This is a genomic window from Pelagerythrobacter marinus, from assembly GCF_009827515.1.
Taxonomy (GTDB): domain Bacteria; phylum Pseudomonadota; class Alphaproteobacteria; order Sphingomonadales; family Sphingomonadaceae; genus Pelagerythrobacter; species Pelagerythrobacter marinus.
This window is the reverse complement of sequence record NZ_WTYO01000004.1, coordinates 150,897-171,597: the sequence shown is the minus strand read 5'-3', so window position 1 is coordinate 171,597 and position 20,701 is coordinate 150,897. Positions and strand designations below refer to the sequence as shown.

At 68.0% G+C, this 20,701-nt stretch carries 12 protein-coding genes; 6 read left to right on the top strand and 6 right to left on the bottom strand.

Annotation, left to right across the window (positions count from 1 at the left end):
* Positions 1–10: 10 nt before the first annotated feature.
* Positions 11–2,935 carry a M16 family metallopeptidase gene (locus GRI72_RS10275; RefSeq protein ID WP_160733838.1) on the bottom strand — a complete coding sequence of 975 codons (2,925 nt, stop codon included), beginning with the start codon at positions 2,933–2,935 and terminating at the stop codon, positions 11–13.
* Positions 2,936–3,142: 207 nt separating this feature from the next.
* On the opposite strand from GRI72_RS10275, the gene GRI72_RS10270 reads away from it, so the two are divergent.
* The gene (locus tag GRI72_RS10270; RefSeq protein ID WP_160733837.1) at positions 3,143–4,645 is read left to right on the top strand and encodes a helicase HerA domain-containing protein; all 1,503 of its coding nucleotides are present in this window, start codon (positions 3,143–3,145) and stop codon (positions 4,643–4,645) included.
* Between the two features lie 189 nt (positions 4,646–4,834).
* A complete protein-coding gene (gene clpB, locus GRI72_RS10265; protein WP_160733836.1) occupies positions 4,835–7,414 on the top strand; it encodes an ATP-dependent chaperone ClpB in 2,580 nt (859 codons plus the stop codon).
* A gap of 126 nt (positions 7,415–7,540) precedes the next feature.
* Here the strand turns inward: clpB and GRI72_RS10260 are convergent, their stop codons facing one another.
* The 4 genes from GRI72_RS10260 to GRI72_RS10245 form a co-directional block, all read right to left on the bottom strand.
* Positions 7,541–10,705, bottom strand: a complete 3,165-nt coding sequence (locus GRI72_RS10260; RefSeq protein WP_160733835.1) for a TonB-dependent receptor domain-containing protein — start codon at positions 10,703–10,705, stop codon at positions 7,541–7,543.
* 211 nt (positions 10,706–10,916) lie between these two features.
* A complete protein-coding gene (locus GRI72_RS10255; RefSeq protein WP_160733834.1) occupies positions 10,917–12,401 on the bottom strand; it encodes a 2OG-Fe(II) oxygenase family protein in 1,485 nt (494 codons plus the stop codon).
* Between the two features lie 31 nt (positions 12,402–12,432).
* Complete coding sequence (locus tag GRI72_RS10250) at positions 12,433–12,747, bottom strand: hypothetical protein (RefSeq protein ID WP_160733833.1); 315 nt, start codon at positions 12,745–12,747, stop codon at positions 12,433–12,435.
* A 124-nt stretch (positions 12,748–12,871) separates the two neighbouring features.
* Positions 12,872–15,748 carry a TonB-dependent receptor plug domain-containing protein gene (locus GRI72_RS10245; RefSeq protein ID WP_160733832.1) on the bottom strand — a complete coding sequence of 959 codons (2,877 nt, stop codon included), beginning with the start codon at positions 15,746–15,748 and terminating at the stop codon, positions 12,872–12,874.
* A 292-nt stretch (positions 15,749–16,040) separates the two neighbouring features.
* On the opposite strand from GRI72_RS10245, the gene GRI72_RS10240 reads away from it, so the two are divergent.
* From GRI72_RS10240 to GRI72_RS10225, 4 genes are all read left to right on the top strand, one after another.
* The gene (locus tag GRI72_RS10240) at positions 16,041–17,213 is read left to right on the top strand and encodes an acetyl-CoA C-acetyltransferase (protein WP_160733831.1); all 1,173 of its coding nucleotides are present in this window, start codon (positions 16,041–16,043) and stop codon (positions 17,211–17,213) included.
* Positions 17,214–17,308: 95 nt separating this feature from the next.
* Positions 17,309–18,094: an SDR family NAD(P)-dependent oxidoreductase gene (locus GRI72_RS10235; protein ID WP_160733830.1), complete on the top strand. Its 786-nt coding sequence runs from the start codon at positions 17,309–17,311 to the stop codon at positions 18,092–18,094.
* 160 nt (positions 18,095–18,254) lie between these two features.
* On the top strand, positions 18,255–19,127 hold the full coding sequence (locus GRI72_RS10230) for a crotonase/enoyl-CoA hydratase family protein (protein ID WP_160733829.1): 873 nt from the start codon (positions 18,255–18,257) through the stop codon (positions 19,125–19,127).
* A gap of 40 nt (positions 19,128–19,167) precedes the next feature.
* Positions 19,168–19,653, top strand: a complete 486-nt coding sequence (locus GRI72_RS10225) for a MarR family winged helix-turn-helix transcriptional regulator (RefSeq protein ID WP_160733828.1) — start codon at positions 19,168–19,170, stop codon at positions 19,651–19,653.
* 33 nt (positions 19,654–19,686) lie between these two features.
* Here the strand turns inward: GRI72_RS10225 and GRI72_RS10220 are convergent, their stop codons facing one another.
* On the bottom strand, positions 19,687–20,694 hold the full coding sequence (locus tag GRI72_RS10220) for a type II secretion system F family protein (protein ID WP_160733827.1): 1,008 nt from the start codon (positions 20,692–20,694) through the stop codon (positions 19,687–19,689).
* Positions 20,695–20,701 lie beyond the last annotated feature (7 nt).

Below are 20,701 nucleotides of genomic sequence, written 5' to 3'. Positions count from 1 at the left end.
GTCAACAAGGTCATTCGCCCTCGGCGGTCTCGGCCCGGCGCACCTCGACCGGCAGGCCGACCGCCTCGAGCTGGGGCTCGACCACCGAGGCGTCGCCGACGACCACGAAGACCAGGTCCTCGCCCAGGAAGGCCGCCCGGGCCTGCTCGTCGAGCTGGGGCGCGGTCAGGCCGGCGTATTTCTCGGCCAGCGTCTCGTAATAGTCGTCCGGCCGGCCGTAGGTCACGATGTTGACCATGCCGCCCAGCACCGCGCGCGAGGTTTCGAACCGGCCCGGCAGCTCGCGCACGTTGCCATTGACGAGGCGGGTCAGCTCGGCCGCGGTCACGCCCTGGTCGTCGGTATAGGCCGACAGGTCCTTGCGCAGCTCGGCGATCGAATCCGCCGTGCGGTCGGCCTGGACCGGGGCGTAGATCAGGAAGCTCGACCGGTCGAGCGGCTGCTGCAGCAGGCTGCGCACGCCGTAGGACCAGCCTTTCGTCTCGCGCAGGTTCATGTTGATCCGGCTGAGGAAGCTGCCGCCGAACACCTCGTTGGCGGCGCCCAGCACGACCAGGTCGTCGGTCCCCTTCTGCTCGAGCACGCGCCCGGCGAGGATCACCGACTGCGGCGAATTGGGCCGGTCGATCAGGATCACGCGCGATTCCTGCTGCGGGATCGGCGCGTCGAAGTTCTTCTCCGGCGCGGGTTCGGCCGGGGCCTGCCAGTCGCCGAAGCTCGCCTCCAGCAGGCGGGTGACTTCGCCCAGCGTGGTGTCGCCCACGACGAAGACGCGCGCCTTGTCGGGCCGCAGCCAGGTGCGGTGGAAATCGCGGATCTCGTCGACGGTGAGCGTCTCGATCACCTCGGCGTGGCCGGTGCCGGAGGGCGGGATGCCATAGGGATGGCGCTCGCCGAACAGGATCGGGGCGAGCGCGCGCTGGGCGATCGCGCCGGGATTGTTCAGCTCGTTCTGGATCCGCGTCAGCTGCCGGGCGCGAACCCGCTCCAGCTCCTGCGGGTCGAAGGCGGGGTGGCGGATATATTCGGCCATCAGCTCCAGCGAGGGCGCGAGGTTGGGGGCCAGCGCGTCGAGCCCGACCGAGGTCGTGTCGGCATCGGCCGAGGCATAGAGGCTGGCGCCGAGCCGTTCCCTGGCGATCGCCAGCGCGGTCGAATCGAGCCGCCGCGTCCCTTCGTCCATCAGCGAGAGCATCAGCGACTGGGTGCCCAGCCGGTCCTTCGGATCAGCCGAATAGCCGGCGTCGAAGTTCACCCGCACGGAAACGGTCGGCACCGCGTCGCGGCGGGCGAAGAAGACTTCCATCCCGTTCGACAGGGTCGCGCGCTCGATATCGGGGAAGTCGAGCGGCTTCAGCTCGCCCACTTCGGGCAGGCTCGACCGGTCCGCCTCGGCCGCCGCGGCGGCGGCCTGCATGGCGAAGGGGCCGGAATAGAACGCCGGGCCGGCCAGGCCGCCGCTGCCCGCCTCGGCCCCTGTGAAGAAGCCGCCGCGATGCTCGCCGCCTTCCTGCCGGTCGCCCGGCTCCACCGTCAGCGCGAAGACCGGCCGCGAGAGCCAGCGCGCCGTCACCTCGCGCACGCGCTCGGGCGTCATCGCGGCGGCCGCCTGCAGCACTTCGCGGTATTCGGCCGGGTTGCCCGAATAGAGCAGGCCCTGGGCCAGCGTCGGCGCCTTGCCATTGAACCCGCCGACCTGCTCCAGCCCGCGGATCTCGCCGGCGGCATAGGTCGTGGTCGCGCGCTGCAACTCGTCGGCGGTCGGCCCTTCGGCGATGAAGCGGGCGATCTCCGCGTCCAGCGCGGCGGCCAGCTCGTCCTGGTCCACCCCGGGGCGGGCGTCGGCATAGACCATGAACTGGCCCGCCTGGGCGAAGATCTGCGCGCTCGCGACGACCCGCACGGCCAGCTGCTTTTCGCGCACCAGCACGTTGTCGAGCCGCGAACTGGCGAGGCCGCCCAGGACCGTCGCCCCCATGCTCAGCGGCAGGTAGTCGGGGTTGTCGAGGCCGGGCACGGCCCAGGTGCGGTAGAGGCGCGGGCTGGCGATGCGATCGTAGATCGTCTTCGCCTTGGGTTCGGCCAGGGTCGGCACCGGCGCCTCGACCGGCTCGATCGCCGGGCCGGCGGGGATCGCGCCGAACCACTTCGTCACTTTCTCGCGCGCGGTCGCGGTGTCGATGTCGCCCGCCAGCACCAGGATCGCGTTGTTCGGCCCGTAGTGGTCGCGGAACCATTTGCGCACGTCCTCCAGCGTCGCGCTCGACAGGTCTTCCATCGAGCCGATCGTGGAATGGTGGTAGGGATGGCCGGAGGGGTAGAGGTTCTCCAGCTGCTCGTACTGGACGAGGCCGTAGGGCTGGTTGTCGCCCTGCCGCTTCTCGTTCTGGACCACGCCGATCTGGTTATCGAGCTTCTCCTGCGTCACCGCGCCCAGGAGATGGCCCATGCGGTCGCTTTCCAGCATCAGCGCCAGGTCGAGCGCGCCGGTCGGCACCGTCTGGAAATAGTTGGTCCGGTCGAACCAGGTCGTGCCGTTGAAATCGGTCGCGCCGACTTGCTGCAGCGGCTCGAAGAAATCCCCTGGCGCGTTCTCGCTGCCGTTGAACATCAGGTGTTCGAACAAGTGGGCGAAGCCGGTCTTGCCCTCCGGCTCGTGCTTGGAGCCGACACCGTACCACACCGAGACCCCGACCACGGGGGCCTTGCGGTCCTCGTGCACCAGGACGGTCAGCCCGTTGTCGAGCTGGAACTGCTCGTAAGGGATCGAAACGCTTTCGATCAGCTCGGCGACCGGTGCCGGCTCCCCGATCACGGCGGCGGCTGCGGCGGCGGGATCGGCGGCGGCCGGTTCGGCGACGGTGCGGGCCTGGGCCGCGGTGCCGGCGGCCAGCGCGAGCGCGGCGAGGCTGACTGTGGCGAGCTTGAATTTCATGGCTTTCCCCCGGAAGCGATTCGAAAAAGATCGCGCGATCCTAGGCCCGGGCCCGCGATTCGACACGTTTTTTCGGCCAACTGCATGACCGGGCGGACCGGTGCCTGCCGCCCGGGCGCGCGACCGGGGAAGGGGCGGCAACTTGCCTCGGGATAACTCGGCCTGCCCCCTTCCGGCGCGGGGATTCGGCCCGCTACCCCCGGGGGCGTGAAAGCGACGATCACCATCGGCCATGATGCGGGCGGGGCGCCGGTCGACTTCGACGTCGAGGAGCTTCTCGCCACGCGCCTGCTCGTCCAGGGCAATTCGGGCAGCGGCAAGTCGCACCTGCTGCGCCGCCTGCTGGAAGAAAGCGCGCAGATGGTGCAGCAGGTGGTGATCGATCCGGAAGGGGACTTCGTCTCGCTGGCCGAGCCGTTCGGCCATGTCGTGATCGACGGCGCGGCCTATTCGCCGGCGGAGATCGAGGCACTCGCCCGCCGCATCCGCGCGCACCGCGCCTCGGTCGTCCTCGCGCTCGAAGGGCTGGAGGTCGAACAGCAGATCCGCTGCGCCGCCCAGTTCCTGACCGCGCTGTTCGATGCCCCGCGCGAGCACTGGTACCCGGCGCTGGTGGTGGTGGACGAGGCGCAGATGTTCGCCCCCTCGGTGGCGGGCGAGATCGCCGAGGATACCCGCCGGATGACGCTGGGCGCGATGACCAACCTCATGTGCCGCGGGCGCAAGCGCGGGCTGGCCGGGATCGTCGCGACCCAGCGCCTGGCAAAGCTGGCCAAGAACGTCGCGGCCGAGGCGTCCAATTTCCTCATGGGCCGCACGTTCCTCGACATCGACATGGTCCGCGCGGCGGACCTGCTGGGGATGGAGCGGCGCCAGGCCGAACGTATCCGCGAGCTGGAACGCGGCCATTTCCTCGCCCTCGGCCCGGCGATCAGCCGCCGGCCGCTGGCGGTGAAGATCGGCCCGGTCAAGTCGGGCAGCGCGGCGCGCAAGGACGGGCTGATGCCATTGCCCGATGCCGCGCCGGAGGAGATGGAATCGCTCCTCCTCGGCGATCTCGCGAGCGAGGCGGCAAAGCCCGTTCCCGCCCCGCCGCCGCCGCCCCCGGCCCCCGCGCCCGAACAGCTGGTGGAGGCGATGGCGGCGGCCGGGCAGCAGGGCGCGTCCCCTGCCGGCGAAGGCAGCGGCGAAGGTGCCGGCACCCGGGGCGGGGAGGGTGACGGCGCGCCCGCGCCCGATGCGGGCGGCACGTCGGAAGACATTGAGGGCGTGATTGCCGCGATGGCACGCGAGGACGGGGCGACGTTCCAATCCGCCTCCGCCCTCTACCAGGGCTTCCTGCTGCGGTGCCGCAAGCTGCGGCTGGTCGGCCCCCTGCCGGACATGACTGCCTTCCGCCGCCGTTTCGCCATTGCCAGCGCCGGGCTCGACCGGCTCGACGAGGAGATGCGCGCGCGCATCCTCGGGCTCGCGCAGAACGTGCCCGACGACGTGCTCGCCCCCTATCTCGCGATCGCCGCCGCCGCGGCGGAGGGGCTGGCTGCGCCCGAGGACGAGGAACTGGCGCGGGTCTACGGCTCGCGTTCGCCGGGCCGCATTCGCCGCCTGCTCGAACACATGGAGCGGTTGGGCCTCGTCGTCGTGCGGCAGGATTTCGGCGGTGGGCGCAGCCTCCTGGTCCCGGGGATCGAGAGCGTCGCCAGCGACTGAGCGCGCGCCGCCGCCGCCGGCCCGGCGCGCCATCGGCCCGCGGGCGGCAAGATTTTCGCCTTTTCCCTCGCCACGCGCCCCGGCGGTCCTATATCTGGGTAACACACCTTTCCGCGCTGGTGCGGGGAGGGCTTGTGTTGCAAACGGGCAACACCATATCGAGCCGGTACTCAGGACAAGGGATCCGTGATGAATCTCGAAAAATTCACCGATCGCGCCAAGGGCTTCCTCCAGTCGGCGCAGACTATCGCCATCCGCATGAACCATCAGCGGATCAGCCCCGAACACCTGCTCAAGGCCCTGCTGGAAGACAGCCAGGGCATGGCCTGGCAGTTGATCGAACGGGCCGGCGGCAATCCGCGGCTGGCGGTGGACGAGGTCGATGCAGCACTGGCGAAAGTGCCCGCGGTTTCCGGGTCGGGCGCGCAGCAGACGCCGGGGCTGGACAACAATGCGGTTCGCCTGCTCGACCAGGCGGAAAAGCTGGCCGACAAGGCCGGCGACAGCTTCGTGCCGGTGCAGCGTATCCTCCAGGCGCTGGCGCTTTCCGCCGACAGTGCGGCGGGCCGCGCGCTCAAGGCCGCCAATGTCGATGCCAAGGCGCTCGAGGCCGCGATCCAGGACGTTACCGGCGGCCGCACGGCAGACAGCGCCGGGGCGGAAGAAAGCTACGACGCGATGAAGAAATATGCCCGCGACCTGACCCAGGCCGCGCGCGACGGCAAGCTCGACCCCGTGATCGGGCGGGACGAGGAAATCCGCCGCACCGTGCAGATCCTTGCCCGGCGGACCAAGAACAACCCCGCGCTGATCGGCGAGCCCGGTACCGGCAAGACCGCGATCGCCGAAGGGCTGGCGCTGCGCATCGCCAACGGCGACGTGCCCGACAGCCTGAAGGGCCGCACGCTGATGGCGCTCGACATGGGCGCGCTGATCGCGGGGGCGAAGTATCGCGGCGAGTTCGAGGAACGGCTGAAGGCCGTGCTGGACGAAGTGAAGGGGGCCGAAGGGCAGATCATCCTGTTCATCGACGAGATGCACACGCTGATCGGGGCCGGCGCGTCGGAAGGCGCGATGGATGCCTCCAACCTGCTCAAGCCCGCGCTCAGCCGGGGCGAACTGCACTGCATCGGCGCGACCACGCTCGACGAATACCAGAAGTACGTCGAGAAGGACCCGGCGCTTCAGCGGCGGTTCCAGTCGGTCTATATCGACGAGCCGACGGTGGAAGACACGATCTCGATCCTGCGCGGGATCAAGGACAAGTACGAGCTTCACCACGGCGTGCGCATCACCGACAGCGCGATCGTCGCCGCGGCGCAGCTTTCCAACCGCTATATCCAGAACCGCTTCCTGCCCGACAAGGCGATCGACCTGATGGACGAGGCCGCGAGCCGCATCCGCATGGAAGTGGAAAGCAAGCCGGAAGAGATCGAGGCGCTCGACCGCCGGATCATCCAGCTCAAGATCGAGGAACAGGCGCTAGGCAAGGAAAGCGACCAGGCCTCGCGCGATCGCCTCGCCGCGCTGCGCGAGGAGCTGGCCAACCTCGAACAGCAGTCGGGCGAACTGACCGCGCGCTGGCAGAACGAGCGTGACAAGATCCACGCCGAGAGCCGGCTGAAGGAAGAGCTGGACCAGGCGCGGATCGAGCTGGAGCAGGCGCAGCGCGCGGGCGACCTCGCGAAGGCGGGCGAGCTGTCGTACGGCCGCATCCCCGAGCTGGAGAAGCAGCTGGCCGATGCCCAGGGCCATACCGAGAACGCGCTCCTGCGGGAGGAAGTGACGGAGGAAGACATCGCCTCGGTCGTCAGCCGCTGGACCGGGGTGCCGATCGACAAGATGATGGAAGGCGAGCGGGAAAAGCTGCTCCAGATGGAATCGATCCTCGGCCAGCGGGTGATCGGGCAGGAACAGGCGGTGCAGGCCGTGTCCAAGGCCGTGCGCCGTGCGCGCGCCGGGTTGCAGGACCCGAACCGGCCGCTCGGCAGCTTCCTTTTCCTCGGCCCCACGGGCGTGGGCAAGACCGAGCTGACCAAGGCGCTCGCCGGCTTCCTGTTCGACGACGACGATGCTCTCGTACGCATCGACATGAGCGAGTTCATGGAGAAGCACGCGGTCGCCCGGCTGATCGGGGCGCCGCCGGGCTATGTCGGTTACGAGGAAGGCGGCGTGCTGACCGAGGCGGTGCGGCGCCGCCCTTACCAGGTCGTGCTGTTCGACGAGGTCGAGAAGGCCCACAACGACGTGTTCAACGTCCTGCTCCAGGTGCTCGACGACGGGCGGCTGACCGACGGGCAGGGCCGGGTGGTCGATTTCTCGAACACGCTGATCATCCTGACCAGCAACCTCGGCAGCCAGTTCCTGACCCAGATCGAGGACGGCGAAGGGGTGGAAAGCGTCGAAAACCAGGTGATGGACGTCGTGCGCGGCCATTTCCGGCCCGAGTTCCTCAACCGGCTGGACGAGATCATCCTGTTCCACCGCCTGGCGGCCGAGCACATGGCGCCGATCGTCGACATCCAGGTCGCGCGGGTGCAGAAGCTGCTGGCCGATCGCAAGATCACGCTCGACCTGACCGACGCCGCCCGCCGCTGGCTGGGCCGGGTCGGCTACGATCCCGTCTACGGCGCCCGCCCGCTCAAGCGCGCGGTCCAGCGCTACCTCCAGGACCCCTTGGCCGAGCGCCTCCTGGCCGGCGAAGTGCCCGACGGCAGCACGGTCGAGGTCGACGAAGGCGACGGCGAACTGGCGATATCGGTCGCCTGAGGACGGAGGCGGGGCGCCGCGTCGCCGCCACCGGCGCCGCCATTTCGCGGACAAACGAAAAAGGGCCCCGGTTTCCCGGGGCCCTTTCTCTTGTCCGTTCGGGCCGAGGCCCGGTGCAACGGCCGATCAGAGATCGAGCGTGAAGCCCGCGTAGTAGTAGCGGCCGAACGTGTCGTACGGGTCGCCACCGGCGGTGCCCAGCTGCCCGAAGGGCGGCTGCTTGTCGAACAGGTTATCGACGCCAATGAAGAAATTGAAGTCGTTGCCCGGCAGCTCGTAGTTCAGTCGGATGTTGTGATACGTCCGCCAGCTGAACGTGTGCTTCTCGAACTGATCCGGGTTGGCCGGATCGAGCGTCGTCAGCTCGCCCGGGGTGCAGGTGCCACCCGAGGAACCGGTCGAACCCGAGGACGGGCAGATGCCGGTGTAGGGGTTCGAGTTCTCGTACGCGCTCTTGTACATCGAGTCGAGGAACCGCATCGACCAGGTGATGTCGAACTCGCCGAAGTCGTAGTTGAAGTTCGCCGAAGCGGCCCAGTCCGGATCGCCGAGTTCGCTCTTGATGCGGTTCGGATTGACCGGGCTGGTCGGGTCCTCGAAGAAGTTCAGCGTGAGCAGGTGGGTCGCGATGGCCCGGAAGCTCAGCCGGTGGCCGTTGTCGAACGTGCGACGATAGGCAAGGTCGAAATCGATGCCTTCGGTCTTGCGCGAGGCGAAGTTGATGCCCCCCGCGATAACCGCCACGTCCGGGTCGAACAGGCCCGTGGTCGGATCACGCTGCACGGTCGCGCAGTAGGGGTTATCGATACCTTGCGGCGCGTCGTAGCAGTTGTTGATGATCGTCTGGGCACCGAGAACCGCGATCTGGTCCTCGATTTCGATGTTGTAGTAATCGACCGTGAAGTTGAGGCCCGGGATGAACCGCGGCTCGACCACGACGCCGAGCGTCAGCGACTTGCCCTTCTCCTCGGTCAGGGTGGGGTTGCCGCCCTGCGTGAACGAGGTCGAGGAAGTCCGTGCCGTGCAGTTCAGGAACGGATCGCCCAGCGCCAGCGGGAACGACGTGCCGTCGCAGGCGGCAACGAGCGCCGCGTTTGCCGTCGTCGGAACGCCTGCTGCAGCACAGTTGTCGGCCCGGTTCGGGTTGTTCCCGATATTCTGCTGGTCGCAGGGATCGGAAATGAACGCGAAGTTCTGCGAAGCCGGCGAGTAGAGATCGCTCTGCGTCGGCGCACGGACCGAGGTCGCGTAAGCCGCGCGGAAGCGGATGTCCGGGACCGGGGCATAGATGCCCTGGATGTTGTAGGCCCAGACCGTGCCGGTCGCCGAGTTGTAATCGGAAACGCGGGCCGCACCGCTGATCGTCAGCTCTTCGGCGAAGGGCATGTTGGCCAGGATGGGCAGGCTGAGTTCGCCGAACGCTTCCTTGACCGTCAGCTTGGGCGGATCGAACGGCTGGATGGCGTTGAGGAACGTGCCCCCGCTCGCCGTCAGGTCGTCGAACGCGCTGTAGGCTTTCTCTTCACGATACTCGGCACCCAGGGCGAAAGCGACCGGGCCGCCCGGCAGTTCGAAGACCTGCGACAGGTCGCCGCTCACCGAGGCGAGCGCCACGAACTGCTCCGCCTGTTCCTGGCGGAACGCGGTCGTGTTGACGTATTCCAGCGCTTCCTTGCTCGGTGCGCCATAGCCGAAGACGTTGATCGGAACACAGGCCGGGTCGTCATTGGTCGGATCGGCGTCGACGTTGATGCGGCAGACGATATTGCCCGTCCCGTCGTCAACGGCATCGATCGCGACGTTGAAACCGGTCGGGTTGCCGTCGATGTCGAACAGCAGCAGGTTGTTCAGCGAACGCATCTCGGTTTCGAGACGGCCGTAGTTCAGCGAGACTTCGTAGTTCCAGTCGTCGTTGAACGTGCCTTCGACACCGCCGACGATGCGATAGGTATCGCGATCGTGCAGTTCGCCCCGGCCGCCGAAGTCGACGTTGAAGCGCGAGAGCGGGAACGTGCCCGTGGCAGGATCGGTGCAGAGGCCGAAACCCTGCAGCACGCCCAGCGCCTGCGCGCTGAGGAACCCGTTGTCGCAGCGCATGTCGGGGCCGCCGACAAAGCCGGGACCGCCGACGAAGAAGCTCGGCTGCCCTTCCTGGATGGCGTCGATGTGAACGTACTTCGCCTCGACGAAGGGGCGGAACGCGTCGCTGACGTCGTAGCGCGCCAGCAGGTTGAGCGTGTAGCGCTCGAGGCCGGCAGCGAGCTGACCGGTGTTGCGCAGGGTCGAGCCGTTGCCGCCGATGACGTTGCCGGTGAACGGGCCGATATAGCCGCCGTTGTCGATCACGAGGTCGCCGTCGGGGGTGAAGATCAGCGCGTCGCCGTCACCCAGGCCGCCGATCGTGCCGCCGTCGGAAACCGAGCGGTTGCGGATGCCGCAAACCGGCTCGTTGTCGAACCCGTTGTAGAGCGGGCCGCCTTCGACGTTGTTGAACTGGCAGCGCCCGCTGTAGGCACCGGTCAGCTCGTCCCGTTCGTTGAAGTAAAGCGGATCGGTCTTGGCCCACTCGGCCGCGACCGAGACGTTGCCCCGGCCATCGGCGAAGTTCTTGCCGTAGACGCCGGACAGGAACCGCGTCGCACGATCGCCGCGCTCGGAGATGCCGGCCTGGCCCTTGATCGAGAGCCCGTCGAAATCGCGCTTGAGAATGAAGTTGACGACACCGGCGACGGCATCCGAGCCGTAGACCGCCGAATTGCCGCCCGTCACCACGTCGACGCGTTCGAGCAGGTCGACCGGGATCGTGTTGATGTCGACCAGGTAATCGCCCGGCGATGCGGTGATGTGGCGCTTGCCGTTGACGAGAACGAGCGTCCGGCTGGTGCCGAGACCGCGAAGGTCGAGCAGGTTCAGGCCGGCGGTGCCGATGAAGCGGGTCGAGTTGCCCTGGCTGAAGGTCGAGCGCAGCGACGGCAGGTCGTTCAGCGCGTCACCCAGCGAGATGTCGCCGGTATTGGTCAGCTCTTCGGGCGTGACCGAGGTGATCGGCGTGGGCGAGCTCAGCGTCGGGCGCGAGATGCGCGTGCCGGTGACGACGATGGCCGAGCTTTCGATAACGGCATTGTCGGCTTCGTCGGCGTCGCAGACGCCGTTGCCGTCTGCATCGACGCAGTCGGCTGCCGCCTGGTCCTGCGCGAATGCGGGCGTTGCGAACGCGGCGAGCGACAGGGCTGCCACGCCGGCGCCGGCGAACAGACGTGCCTTGCCGCCGGTGAGTCGTGAATGTTTCATGCTGTTCAGTCCCCCTGAAGCGCCGAAGGAACGGCGCGCAAGTTAGGTCGTCAAACACGCCGGGAACACGAAGCCCCCGGCCTGTTCAGAGACAACCGATGCGACAGCAAGGGATTGGTCGCAAATGAAAACAGATTGTCCCGAAACGTTCGCGTCGCGATGTAGCGGAAATGCAACAGTCGGGCGCCACTGGGCGCAGGTTTCGCCGGCGTTAACCGTCGCGATTCGCAGCGGGCGGGGCGGGGGCGATGTCGAAGGCGATCGTCAGCCGCTCGCCGCTCCCGATGGGGCGCGTGCCGTGCCAGGTCGTGGACGGGAACAGCACGAGCTTGCCGGGGGCGGGTTCCACCTCGCGCAAGGGATCGATCGCGACGTTCAGCTCTGCCGGCGGCTGCCCCAGGGCGAGCCAGCCGGCTCGCGGGTCCTCGGGCGGGCTTTCCGGCGCGGCGAAGTAGAGCGCCGCGCTGATCCACCCCTCCGGGTGGACGTGGTTCGCGTGGTGCCCCCCTCCGGTCAGGCGGACCGACCATGCCCCGGCGATGCGCGGACGATCGGGCCGACGGGCGGGGAGGGGGTGCCGCTCGTCGCTGGGCAGATCCGCCATGTATTGCGCGACCTGGCTGCTGATCGCGCGGCGCAGGGCGATCAGTTCCGGTTCGATCCGCGCGAAGAGCGGGCCGTCGGTCTGGGTTCCCTTGCGTACCGACTGGCCGAGGCACTCGGCGCGCGACCGGTGCAGGCCGCGCAGGAAGCGCGCCATGGCTGCCGCCTCCTCGTGGCCGAGCAGTTGGAATGTTCGTACGAATTCGGGGCGATGGAGCCATTGCGCCCGCTGGTCGCCGAGCAGGCGCCAGGCTGTTCCCAGCCAGGGCCAGACATGGTTGGCGCCGGGCGCCTCCGCCAGCGGCTCGCCGATGGCGGCTGCACGATCCGGGCGCCCGGCGCGCACGTGATGGCGCATGACGTGGCTCGCAAGCTCGGGCGAACCGACCGGCAGGAGCGGTGCGAAGGCCGCGTCGGCCGCTGCGATCCGGCCCAGTTCCGACAGGGCGATCGCCTTGTAGATGGAAAGCCCCGCACTCGCGCCCAGGGCTTGCTCGCAGTCGTCGGCGAAGGCTGCCAGTTCGGCGAAGTCCTGGCCGCGGTAGAGAATATCGAGCTTGGTCGCGCGCAGTTGCGCGTCCTGCCGATGGCTGGCGATCGCGTGGTCGAGCGTGGCGAGCTTTTCTTCGGCGTGGCCCTGGGCGGCCAGCATTTCGGCCAGGTGCCGGTGTCCGTCCGCCCATTGGGGACTCGTGCGCAGCAGGGCGCGCAACTCGTCGATCGCCCGGGTGGCGTGCCCCTCGGCCACGAGGGCGGAAGCGCGCCCGACGAGCAGCGCGCCGTCGCCCGGGGCAAGGGCGAGCGCCGCGTCGTAGCGATCGACCGCGGGCAGCCCGGCCTCCAGCGTCGCGCGGGCGAGCGCGTGCGCGGTAACGGCGCTCGCCGGATCGAGCGTGGCGGCCTGCACGAAGGCGGCGATCGCGCGCTCGGTCTCCAGCTCCGCGCGCCACAGCGTGCCGAGCGTGTGCCAGAGACGGGAATTATCGGGCGTATCGCGGAGGCGCTCCTCCAGCCGGGGGATCCACGCATGGCCCTTGCCGGCCTTGCGCGCGGCGATCGCGCCGCGGATCAGGCTGTCGTCGTCCAGCGCCAACTCGTTATCGTGGCAGGGGCCTGGGCGCGGATCACATCCCGGTTTCGCCCGCCGCGTCGAGCGTGCCGGCATCCTGCATCCCGGTCGCCATGGCGCGCCCCGACCGGCCCTGCGCTTCCCACTGGGCGAGCGTCATGCAGATGCGCTTGCGCTTGACCCGCGAGCCGGTGACCTTGACGCGGCGGCATTCCACCGTGTCGGGGCCCGGCTTTTCCTTGTCGGCTTCCTCGGTCGCGGCAGGGGCCGCCTGGGTGAGGATGACGGGCGCGGCCACCGAGGCCGATGCAGGGGTGGCCAGCACTGCGGCGGCGGCTGCGGCTGCGGCGAGACAAGTCGAAATTCGCACGAAGTCCTCCCTCGAAAAGAATGGAGCAAGACATATCGGCGCGCCTTGCACTTGTCACCCCGCCAAAAAAAGAAACGGCGGGCACGAGGCCCGCCGTTTCCGTTCTTCGTCGATCTGTATTCGATCAGAAGCGCAGGCGCGCAGTGACCGAGTAACGGCGACCGAGGACGTCGTAGGTCGACGGATAGGTGTTGCCCGAGTTCTGGGCGGTCGTGCCGATGTACGAGCTGACGTTCGGCGGGCTCTTGTCGAACAGATTGAACACACCGAAGGTGACGTCCATGTTGTCGTTCACGTCGGCCCGCACGTTCAGGTCGAAGTAGTGAGCGGACGGGATCTCAAGGTAATCCTCGAGGATGCCGTCGGTCGACAGGATTTCCTCGTAGACGACCTTGTCGATCCAGCGCCACCGCAGCGAGATCGCGCCGAAATCGTCCAAGTTGGCGGTAACGCGCGCGTTGGCCGCCCACTCGGGAACGATTTCGCCGTTGAAGAAGCTGCAGTTCGAGCTGTACTGGCCCACGCACTCGCGGTTGATCGACGCCGGGCTGGCCTTGAACTTGATCTCGTCGACCCAGTTGAGGCCGAGATCGAAGTCCAGACCGCCGAAGCCGGTCGGCATGCCGTAAGTGATACGGGCGTCGACACCGCTCGTCTCGATCGTGCCCTGGTTGGTAAGACCAAGGAACAGGCCGGTCGTTTCACCGCCACCGTTGAGCGAGCCGTTGAGCGGGTTACGCCCGACGAGCGCGCATTCCGGAGCCGACGGGTTCGGCGAATTGCCGTCGGGGCCGAAGCACGGATCGAGGATGTCGTTCGTGGTCGGCGTGGTGATCGCGTCGGTGATCTTGATGTTGTAGTAGTCGGCCGTGATCACCAGGCGCGGAACGAAGCTCGGCGTGAGGACGACGCCGAGCGTGTAGCTCTTGGCCGTTTCGACGTCGAGATCGGGGTTGCCGCCGCTGGTCGCGTTGACCTGGCCCGCGGACGGGGCCGGGATCGAACCGATCGAACCGGCCGGCGCGCCCTGGGCGAGACAGATGCTGCGCAGGGTGGCGTCGTTGGCCGGCGCCGCGCCCTGGCAGGGGTCGGTCGCCAGCGTTGCCAGACCGGTCGTGACCGGCAGGAACAGCTCGGCGATGTTCGGCGAGCGGACCGCCTTCTGGTAGATGCCGCGGAACTTGAACCCGTCGACGGGCTCGATCGAACCGCCGGCCTTCCAGGTCAGGCTGGTGCCCGTGTTCGAGTAGTCCGAGTAACGCAGACCGGCCTCGATCGTGGCGTTGCGGATGAAGGAATCCTCAATCAGCGGGATGATGATCTCGCCGAAGACTTCCTTCACGTCGTAGCCGCCCGAGTAGCTCGGCGACGGCGCGCCGGTGCCGAGGACTTCGTCCTGCGTGCCGAACGAGACGTCCGAGATCTGCGACGCGGAATAGTCGCGGTACTCGGCGCCGATGGCGATGCCGATCGGCGTCTGGGCGCCCAGGAAGCCTTCTTCCGTCAGGTCGCCGCTGATGCTGCCGCTGACCACGGCGAGCGAGGTCGACACGGTGTTGCCGGCCGGCTGGTTGATGAACGCCACGGTTTCGGGCGAGATCGACTGGCCGTCGCCGAACAGGTTGATCGGGACGCAGCCGTTCGACGGATCCGCGCAGGTATTGGCGTCGGTCGCGCGCAGCGCCTGCTGAACGCGGGACTTGAGGCCCCAGTTCATGTTGCGCTGGTTACGATCGGATTCGCCGTAGGTCCCGTAGACGTCGTACTCGAGCAGCGAGGTCAGGTTGCCGCGAACGCCGGCCCAGACCTGGAACTGGTTGGTCGTGTAGTCGGTCTGACGCGGACCCATCTCGACGAGACGGCGATTGATCGTCGTCGGCACTTCCATGTAGTCCGGATCGTTCGGATCCGCGGCCGCGCCGGCCGCCGCACAGGTCGCCGCGTCGATGTCGTTTTCGGCGCAGATGCTGTTGCGGATCGAGTCGGTCAGGAACGGGTTGTTCAGCGGGAACTGGTAGGCATCGCCGAACAGGCCCGACGGCGCGAGCTGCAGCTGGACCGTCGCCTTGGTGAACATGCCCTTGGTGTAGAGCTCGACACCGTCGGTCACTTCGTAGTTCGCCGTCGCGAAGACGTTGAAACGCTCCAGCGGGGTCTGGAAGTAGTTGAACGGCGCGAAGTTGAACGTGTTGTAGGTATCGACCAGGTCGCCGGAAGCGGGATCGTACTGGTCGCCGTTGATCCGGGTCGGGACCGAGGTGCCCGAACCGATTTCCTGGCCGCCGACGAACAGGGTCTTGCGCGAAATCTCGCGGTCGCCCTGCAGGACGGGGTTCACGTTCTGGTAGCCGAGGCTGAGGGCAACGTTGCCGCGGCCGTCATCGAAGCCGGCGCCCAGCGTCACGTCGGTGCGGAAACGACGGCCGTCGCCGCGTTCCGTGATGCCCATGGTGCTGGAGACTTCGGCACCCTGGAAATCGTTCTTCAGGACGAAGTTGGCCACGCCCGCGATCGCGTCCGCGCCGTAGACCGACGAGGCACCGCCGGTGACGACTTCGACACGCTCGACCAGGGCAACGGGGATGATGTTGAGGTCGGTCGTGCTGGTCAGCGTGCTGGGCACGACGCGCGTGCCGTCGAGCAGGACGAGGTTGCGGTTGGTGCCGAGGCCGCGCAGGTTCAGCGCCGCGAAGCCGCCGCTGCCGTTGTTGACGTTGTTGCCGAAGCCGGGAACCACGCCGGGCAGGTCGACCAGCAGTTCTTCCGCGTTGGTCGCCTGGTCGATCGCGATGTCGTCGGCCGAAACGACCTGGACCGGGCTCGACTGTTCGAGGTTCGGGTTGGCAATGCGCGAACCGGTGACGACGATCGTCGGCCCGGTGACGGCCGCGGAGGCCGTGCCTTCGCCCTCGGCGTCCTGCGCGAACGCCGGGGCGCTCGCCAGGGCAAGACCGAGCGCCACGGGCGCTGCACTGGCCTTGAGAATGGTTGAATTCTTCATGAGATCTCTATCCCCTTTGGATCCGCCCTCTATCGAGGGCTTCATTTTGTGCCGGGGCGAGGATGCAGGCTGCACGCCCGCCCCGCTGCGGCTAGGGATGCGCCAGCTTGCCCTTCCCCGCAAATCCAAATGGTCGCGCCTGTCAAAGATTGGCCACGCATGTCGCCATTTTGCAACAATCGGAAAGTCGCGCTTTTCCGCGCGTGTCCGGGGCGGCGGCGGGGCGGGTCCGCTTGACCGTGTCCTTTTTGCTGCGTAACCGGTGGCAAAACGAAACCTGAGAGGAAGAGCCATGGCAGCAGCCTATATCGTCGATGCGGTGCGAACGGCCGGGGGGCGGCGCGGCGGGCGACTCGCCGGGGTCCATCCGGTGGACCTGGCGGCGAAATCGCTCGATGCGCTGGTTTCGCGCACCGGGATCGATCCGGCCAGCGTGGACGATGTCGTCATGGGGTGCGTCAGCCAGGCGGGCGAACAGTCGATGCACGTCGGCCGCAACGCGGTGCTGGCATCGAAGACCCTGCCGCAATCGACCCCGGCGGTGACGATCGACCGCCAGTGCGGGTCGAGCCAGCAGGCGATCCAGTTCGCCGCCCAGGCGGTGATGAGCGGGACGCAGGATGTCGTGATCGCCAGCGGTGTGGAAAGCATGAGCCGGGTGCCGATGGGCTCGACCGCGACGTTTCACATGAAGGAAGGGCTGGGCACCTACAAGTCGCCGGGGCTGGAAGAGAAGTATCCCGGTGTGATGTGGTCGCAGTTCATGGGCGCCGAGATGATCGTGAACAAGCACGGTCTGACCAAGGACGATCTCGACCGTTTCGCGCTCGGAAGCCATCGCAAGGCGATCGCCGCGACCGAGGGCGGCGCGTTCGAGGCGGAGATCGTCCCGGTCGAGATCGAGACGGCCGAGGGCACCGAGATGCACACGGTGGACGAGGGCATCCGGTTCGACGCGACGCTGGAAAGCATCGCCTCGGTCAAGCTGCTGAGCGAGAAGGGCACGATCACCGCCGCGACCTCCAGCCAGATCTGCGACGGGTCGAGCGCGGCCCTGATCGTTTCGGAAAAGGTGCTGAAGGAACAGGGCCTGACCCCGCTGGCGCGGATCGTGAACCTGACCGTCACCGCCGGCGACCCCGTGATCATGCTGGAAGAACCGCTGTTCGCGACCGACAGGGCGCTGCAGCGCGCCGGGATGACGATCGATCAGATCGACCTGTTCGAGGTGAACGAGGCCTTCGCCCCGGTGCCGCTCGCCTGGCTGAAGCATACCGGGGCCGACCCGGAAAGGCTCAACGTCAACGGCGGCGCGATCGCCCTCGGCCACCCGCTGGGCGCCAGCGGGACAAAGCTGATGGCGACGCTGGTCCACGCGCTGAAGGCGCGGGGCAAGCGTTACGGCCTGCAGACGATGTGCGAAGGCGGCGGCGTCGCCAACGTCACGATCGTCGAGGCGCTTTGACCCTGGCGCCGGCCGCGGCATAAGCGCGGCGGGTTTTCGGACACTATCGCACGATGCCCCTGCCTCCCGCGGGGGATCAGGAAGAGGATGAAGCAATGGAAGTCAGCAGCAATACCCCCGCAGTCGTGACCGGCGGCGCATCGGGCCTGGGCGAGGCGACCGCGCGCGCGCTCGCCGCGAAAGGCGCCAAGGTCGCGATCTTCGACTTGCAGGAGGAGAAGGGGAAGAAAGTGGCCGAGGAAATCGGCGGCGTCTTCTGCGAATGCAACGTCACCGACGAAGCCTCTGTCGATGCGGCGTTCGCCAAGGCGCGCGAGGCACACGGCCAGGAACGCATCCTGGTCAACTGCGCCGGGGTGGGCAACGCGATCAAGACCGCCAAGCGCGACAAGCAGACGGGCGAGATCAGCCACTTCCCGCTCGACGCCTTCAACTGGGTGATCCAGATCAACCTGGTCGGGACGTTCCGCTGCATCGCGAAGTCGGCGGCCGGGATGATGACACTCGACCCGCTCGGCGAAGACGGCGATCGCGGCGCGATCGTCAACACCGCCAGCGTCGCGGGTGAAGACGGGCAGATCGGCCAGGCGGCCTATTCCGCGTCGAAGGGCGGGGTGATCGGCATGACCTTGCCGATCGCGCGCGACCTGATGGGCGAGGGCATTCGCGTCAACACGATCCTGCCGGGCATCTTCAACACCCCGTTGATGAACGCCGCGCCGCCGCAGGTGAAGGAAGCCCTGGCGGCCTCGGTCCCGTTCCCCAAGCGGCTCGGCTACCCGGAAGAATATGCCACGCTGGCGATGTGCATGATCGAGAACGGCTATTTCAACGGCGAGGACGTGCGCCTCGACGGGGCGATCCGCATGGCCCCGCGTTGACCGCTTTCCTACAGCGTCCCTGCTGCGTTATAGTGGCGGGATGACCACAATTGGCGCCCCCGACCCGGTTCGTATTTGCGCCGGTTCGGGGGCGCCCGTTTTTTTGGGCCAGGACAGTGTAACATGTGGTCCATGTCTCGCGGGGGAAGGGGGAAAGAGGATGAGCGGCTATAGCCAGATCGTGCTCGACATCGACGAGGGGATCGCGACGATCACGCTCGACCGGCCGGCGCGATTGAACGCCTTCACGCGCACGATGATGGGCGAGATCATCGACGCGATGGACGCGATCGACGCCGACGACGCGGTGCGGGCGGTGATCTTCACCGGCGCGGGCGATCGCGCGTTCTGCGCCGGGGCGGACCTCGCGCCCGAGGACGGGGCGAAGCCCTTCGCCGCCGAACAGGCGGTGGAAGACCTTTCGGACCCGGTCGTGCGCGACGGGGGCGGGCGCCTCGCGCTGCGCCTGTTCAACGCGACCAAGCCGCTGATCGCCGCCTGCAACGGGGCCGCGGTGGGCGTGGGGGCGACGATGCAGCTGCCGATGGACATCCGCCTCGCCGCCGAGACCGCGCGCTACGGCTTCGTCTTCGCGCGGCGCGGGATCGTGCCCGAAGCCTGTTCGAGCTGGTTCCTGCCCCGGCTGGTGGGGATGCAGCAGGCGCTCGAATGGACTTATACCGGGCGCATCTTCGACGCGCAGGAGGCGCTGGCCGCGGGCCTGGTGCGCTCGGTCCACCCGGCGGACAAGCTGCTGGGCGAGGCGCGTGCGCTGGCGCACGAGATCGCGCGCGGCACCTCGGCCGTCTCGGTCGCGCTGACCCGGGCGATGATGTGGCGCCTCTCGGCCGCGGAGCACCCGATGCACGCGCACCGGGTGGACAGCCGGGCGATCTACTCGATGGCCCGCACCGCCGACGCGGCCGAAGGCGTGGCGAGCTTCCTCGGAAAACGGCCGCCGGAGTTCCCGCTCAAGCCGTCGCGCGACATGCCGGCGTTCTACCCGTGGTGGGACGAACCCGAATATCGCTAGCCGGCTTGCCAAGGCGACCGGTTGCCTTAGAAACCATCCGATGACTTCCACGGCCCGCCCGACCAAGCTCGACGAGTTCCTGCCCTACCAGCTTTCGATCGCCTCGAACGCGGCCAGCAACCGCATCGCGGAGGTCTATCGCAACCAGTTCGACCTGCGGATTCCCGAATGGCGGATCATGGCGGTTCTGGGCGATGCCGGTTCGGCGACGCAGCGCGACCTGGCGGAGCGCACGGTGATGGACAAGGTGGCCGTCAACCGCGCCTGCCGCAGCCTGGAAGAACGCGGGCTGCTGGAACGCGAGCCGAACGCGACCGACGGCCGCTCGCACCACCTCGCGCTGACCGGGGAAGGGCGGGCCACCTACGACCGGATCATGCCGCTGGCGCGGGAGATGGAACAGCGCCTCTTCGCCGCCTTCACGGCCGAAGAGCGCGCGACATTCAGCCGGATGCTCTCGCGCGTGCGCGACCGGGCGGGACAGCTCGATCCCGATACCGACTTCGGCGATCCGGGCGCCGGCTGACCGCCGCCCGCGCGCCGCCAGCCGGCCGCGCGCTCAGCGCCCGGGGTTGGAGGCGAAGGCGTCGCTGATCGAGCAGGCCGCCGGACCCAGGATCACGATGAACAGCACCGGCAGGATGAACATGATCAGCGGAACCGTCATGATCGCCGGCAGGCGCGCCGCCTTCTCTTCCGCCCGCATCATGCGCTCGTTGCGGAACTCCGCCGACAGCACGCGCAGGGCGGAGGCGAGCGGGGTGCCGTACCGTTCGGTCTGCACCATCGTCGTCACCACGCCGCGCATCGATTCCAGATCCACGCGATAGGCGAGGTTCTCGAACGCCATCTTGCGCTCGGTCAGGAACGACAGCTCGATCGCGGTCAGCGCGAACTCGTCGCCCAGCTCGGGATAGGCCCGGCCCAGTTCCTTGGCCACGCGGTTGAAGGCCGTGTCCACCGTCAGCCCGGCCTCGGCGCAGATGACCAGCAGGTCGAGCGCGTCGGGCAGGCCCTTGCGGATCGCGTCGGTGCGCTTGGTGGCCTTGTTCTTCAGGAAGATTTCCGGCCCCTTGTACCCCAGGATCAGCAGGGCGGCCATCGCGCCGAAGCGCTGCATCGGGCCCCAGTCGGGGAAGTAGTTGACGAGGTAGATCGTCAGGAAACCGAGCCCGCCCAGCACGAGCGGCAGGATGATGCGCCCGGCGATGACGTAGACGGCCAGTTCCTTGTTGCGATAGCCGGCGTGGGCCAGCAGCTGCTGGATCCCCTCGATCTGGCTCTGCTGGAGGACCTTCATCCCCTCCAGCGTGTCCTTGACCCGCTCGGTCCCCTCGGACTTGCGGACCAGGCTCTGGCGCTTGCGCGCGTTGGCCTTGACGATGCCCGCTTTCAGCTCGTCGCGCCGCGCGTTGAGCGCGCGCACGCGGCGCACCATCGGGTCCTTCACGGTGACGGCGGCATAGATCGCGAACATCATCGCGACGGCGGCGATCCCGGCGAGGATTGAGCCGACGAGGATGACGTCGACGCCGAGGAGCGTGGGGCCGGGAGGCGTATCGGGCATGTCCTGT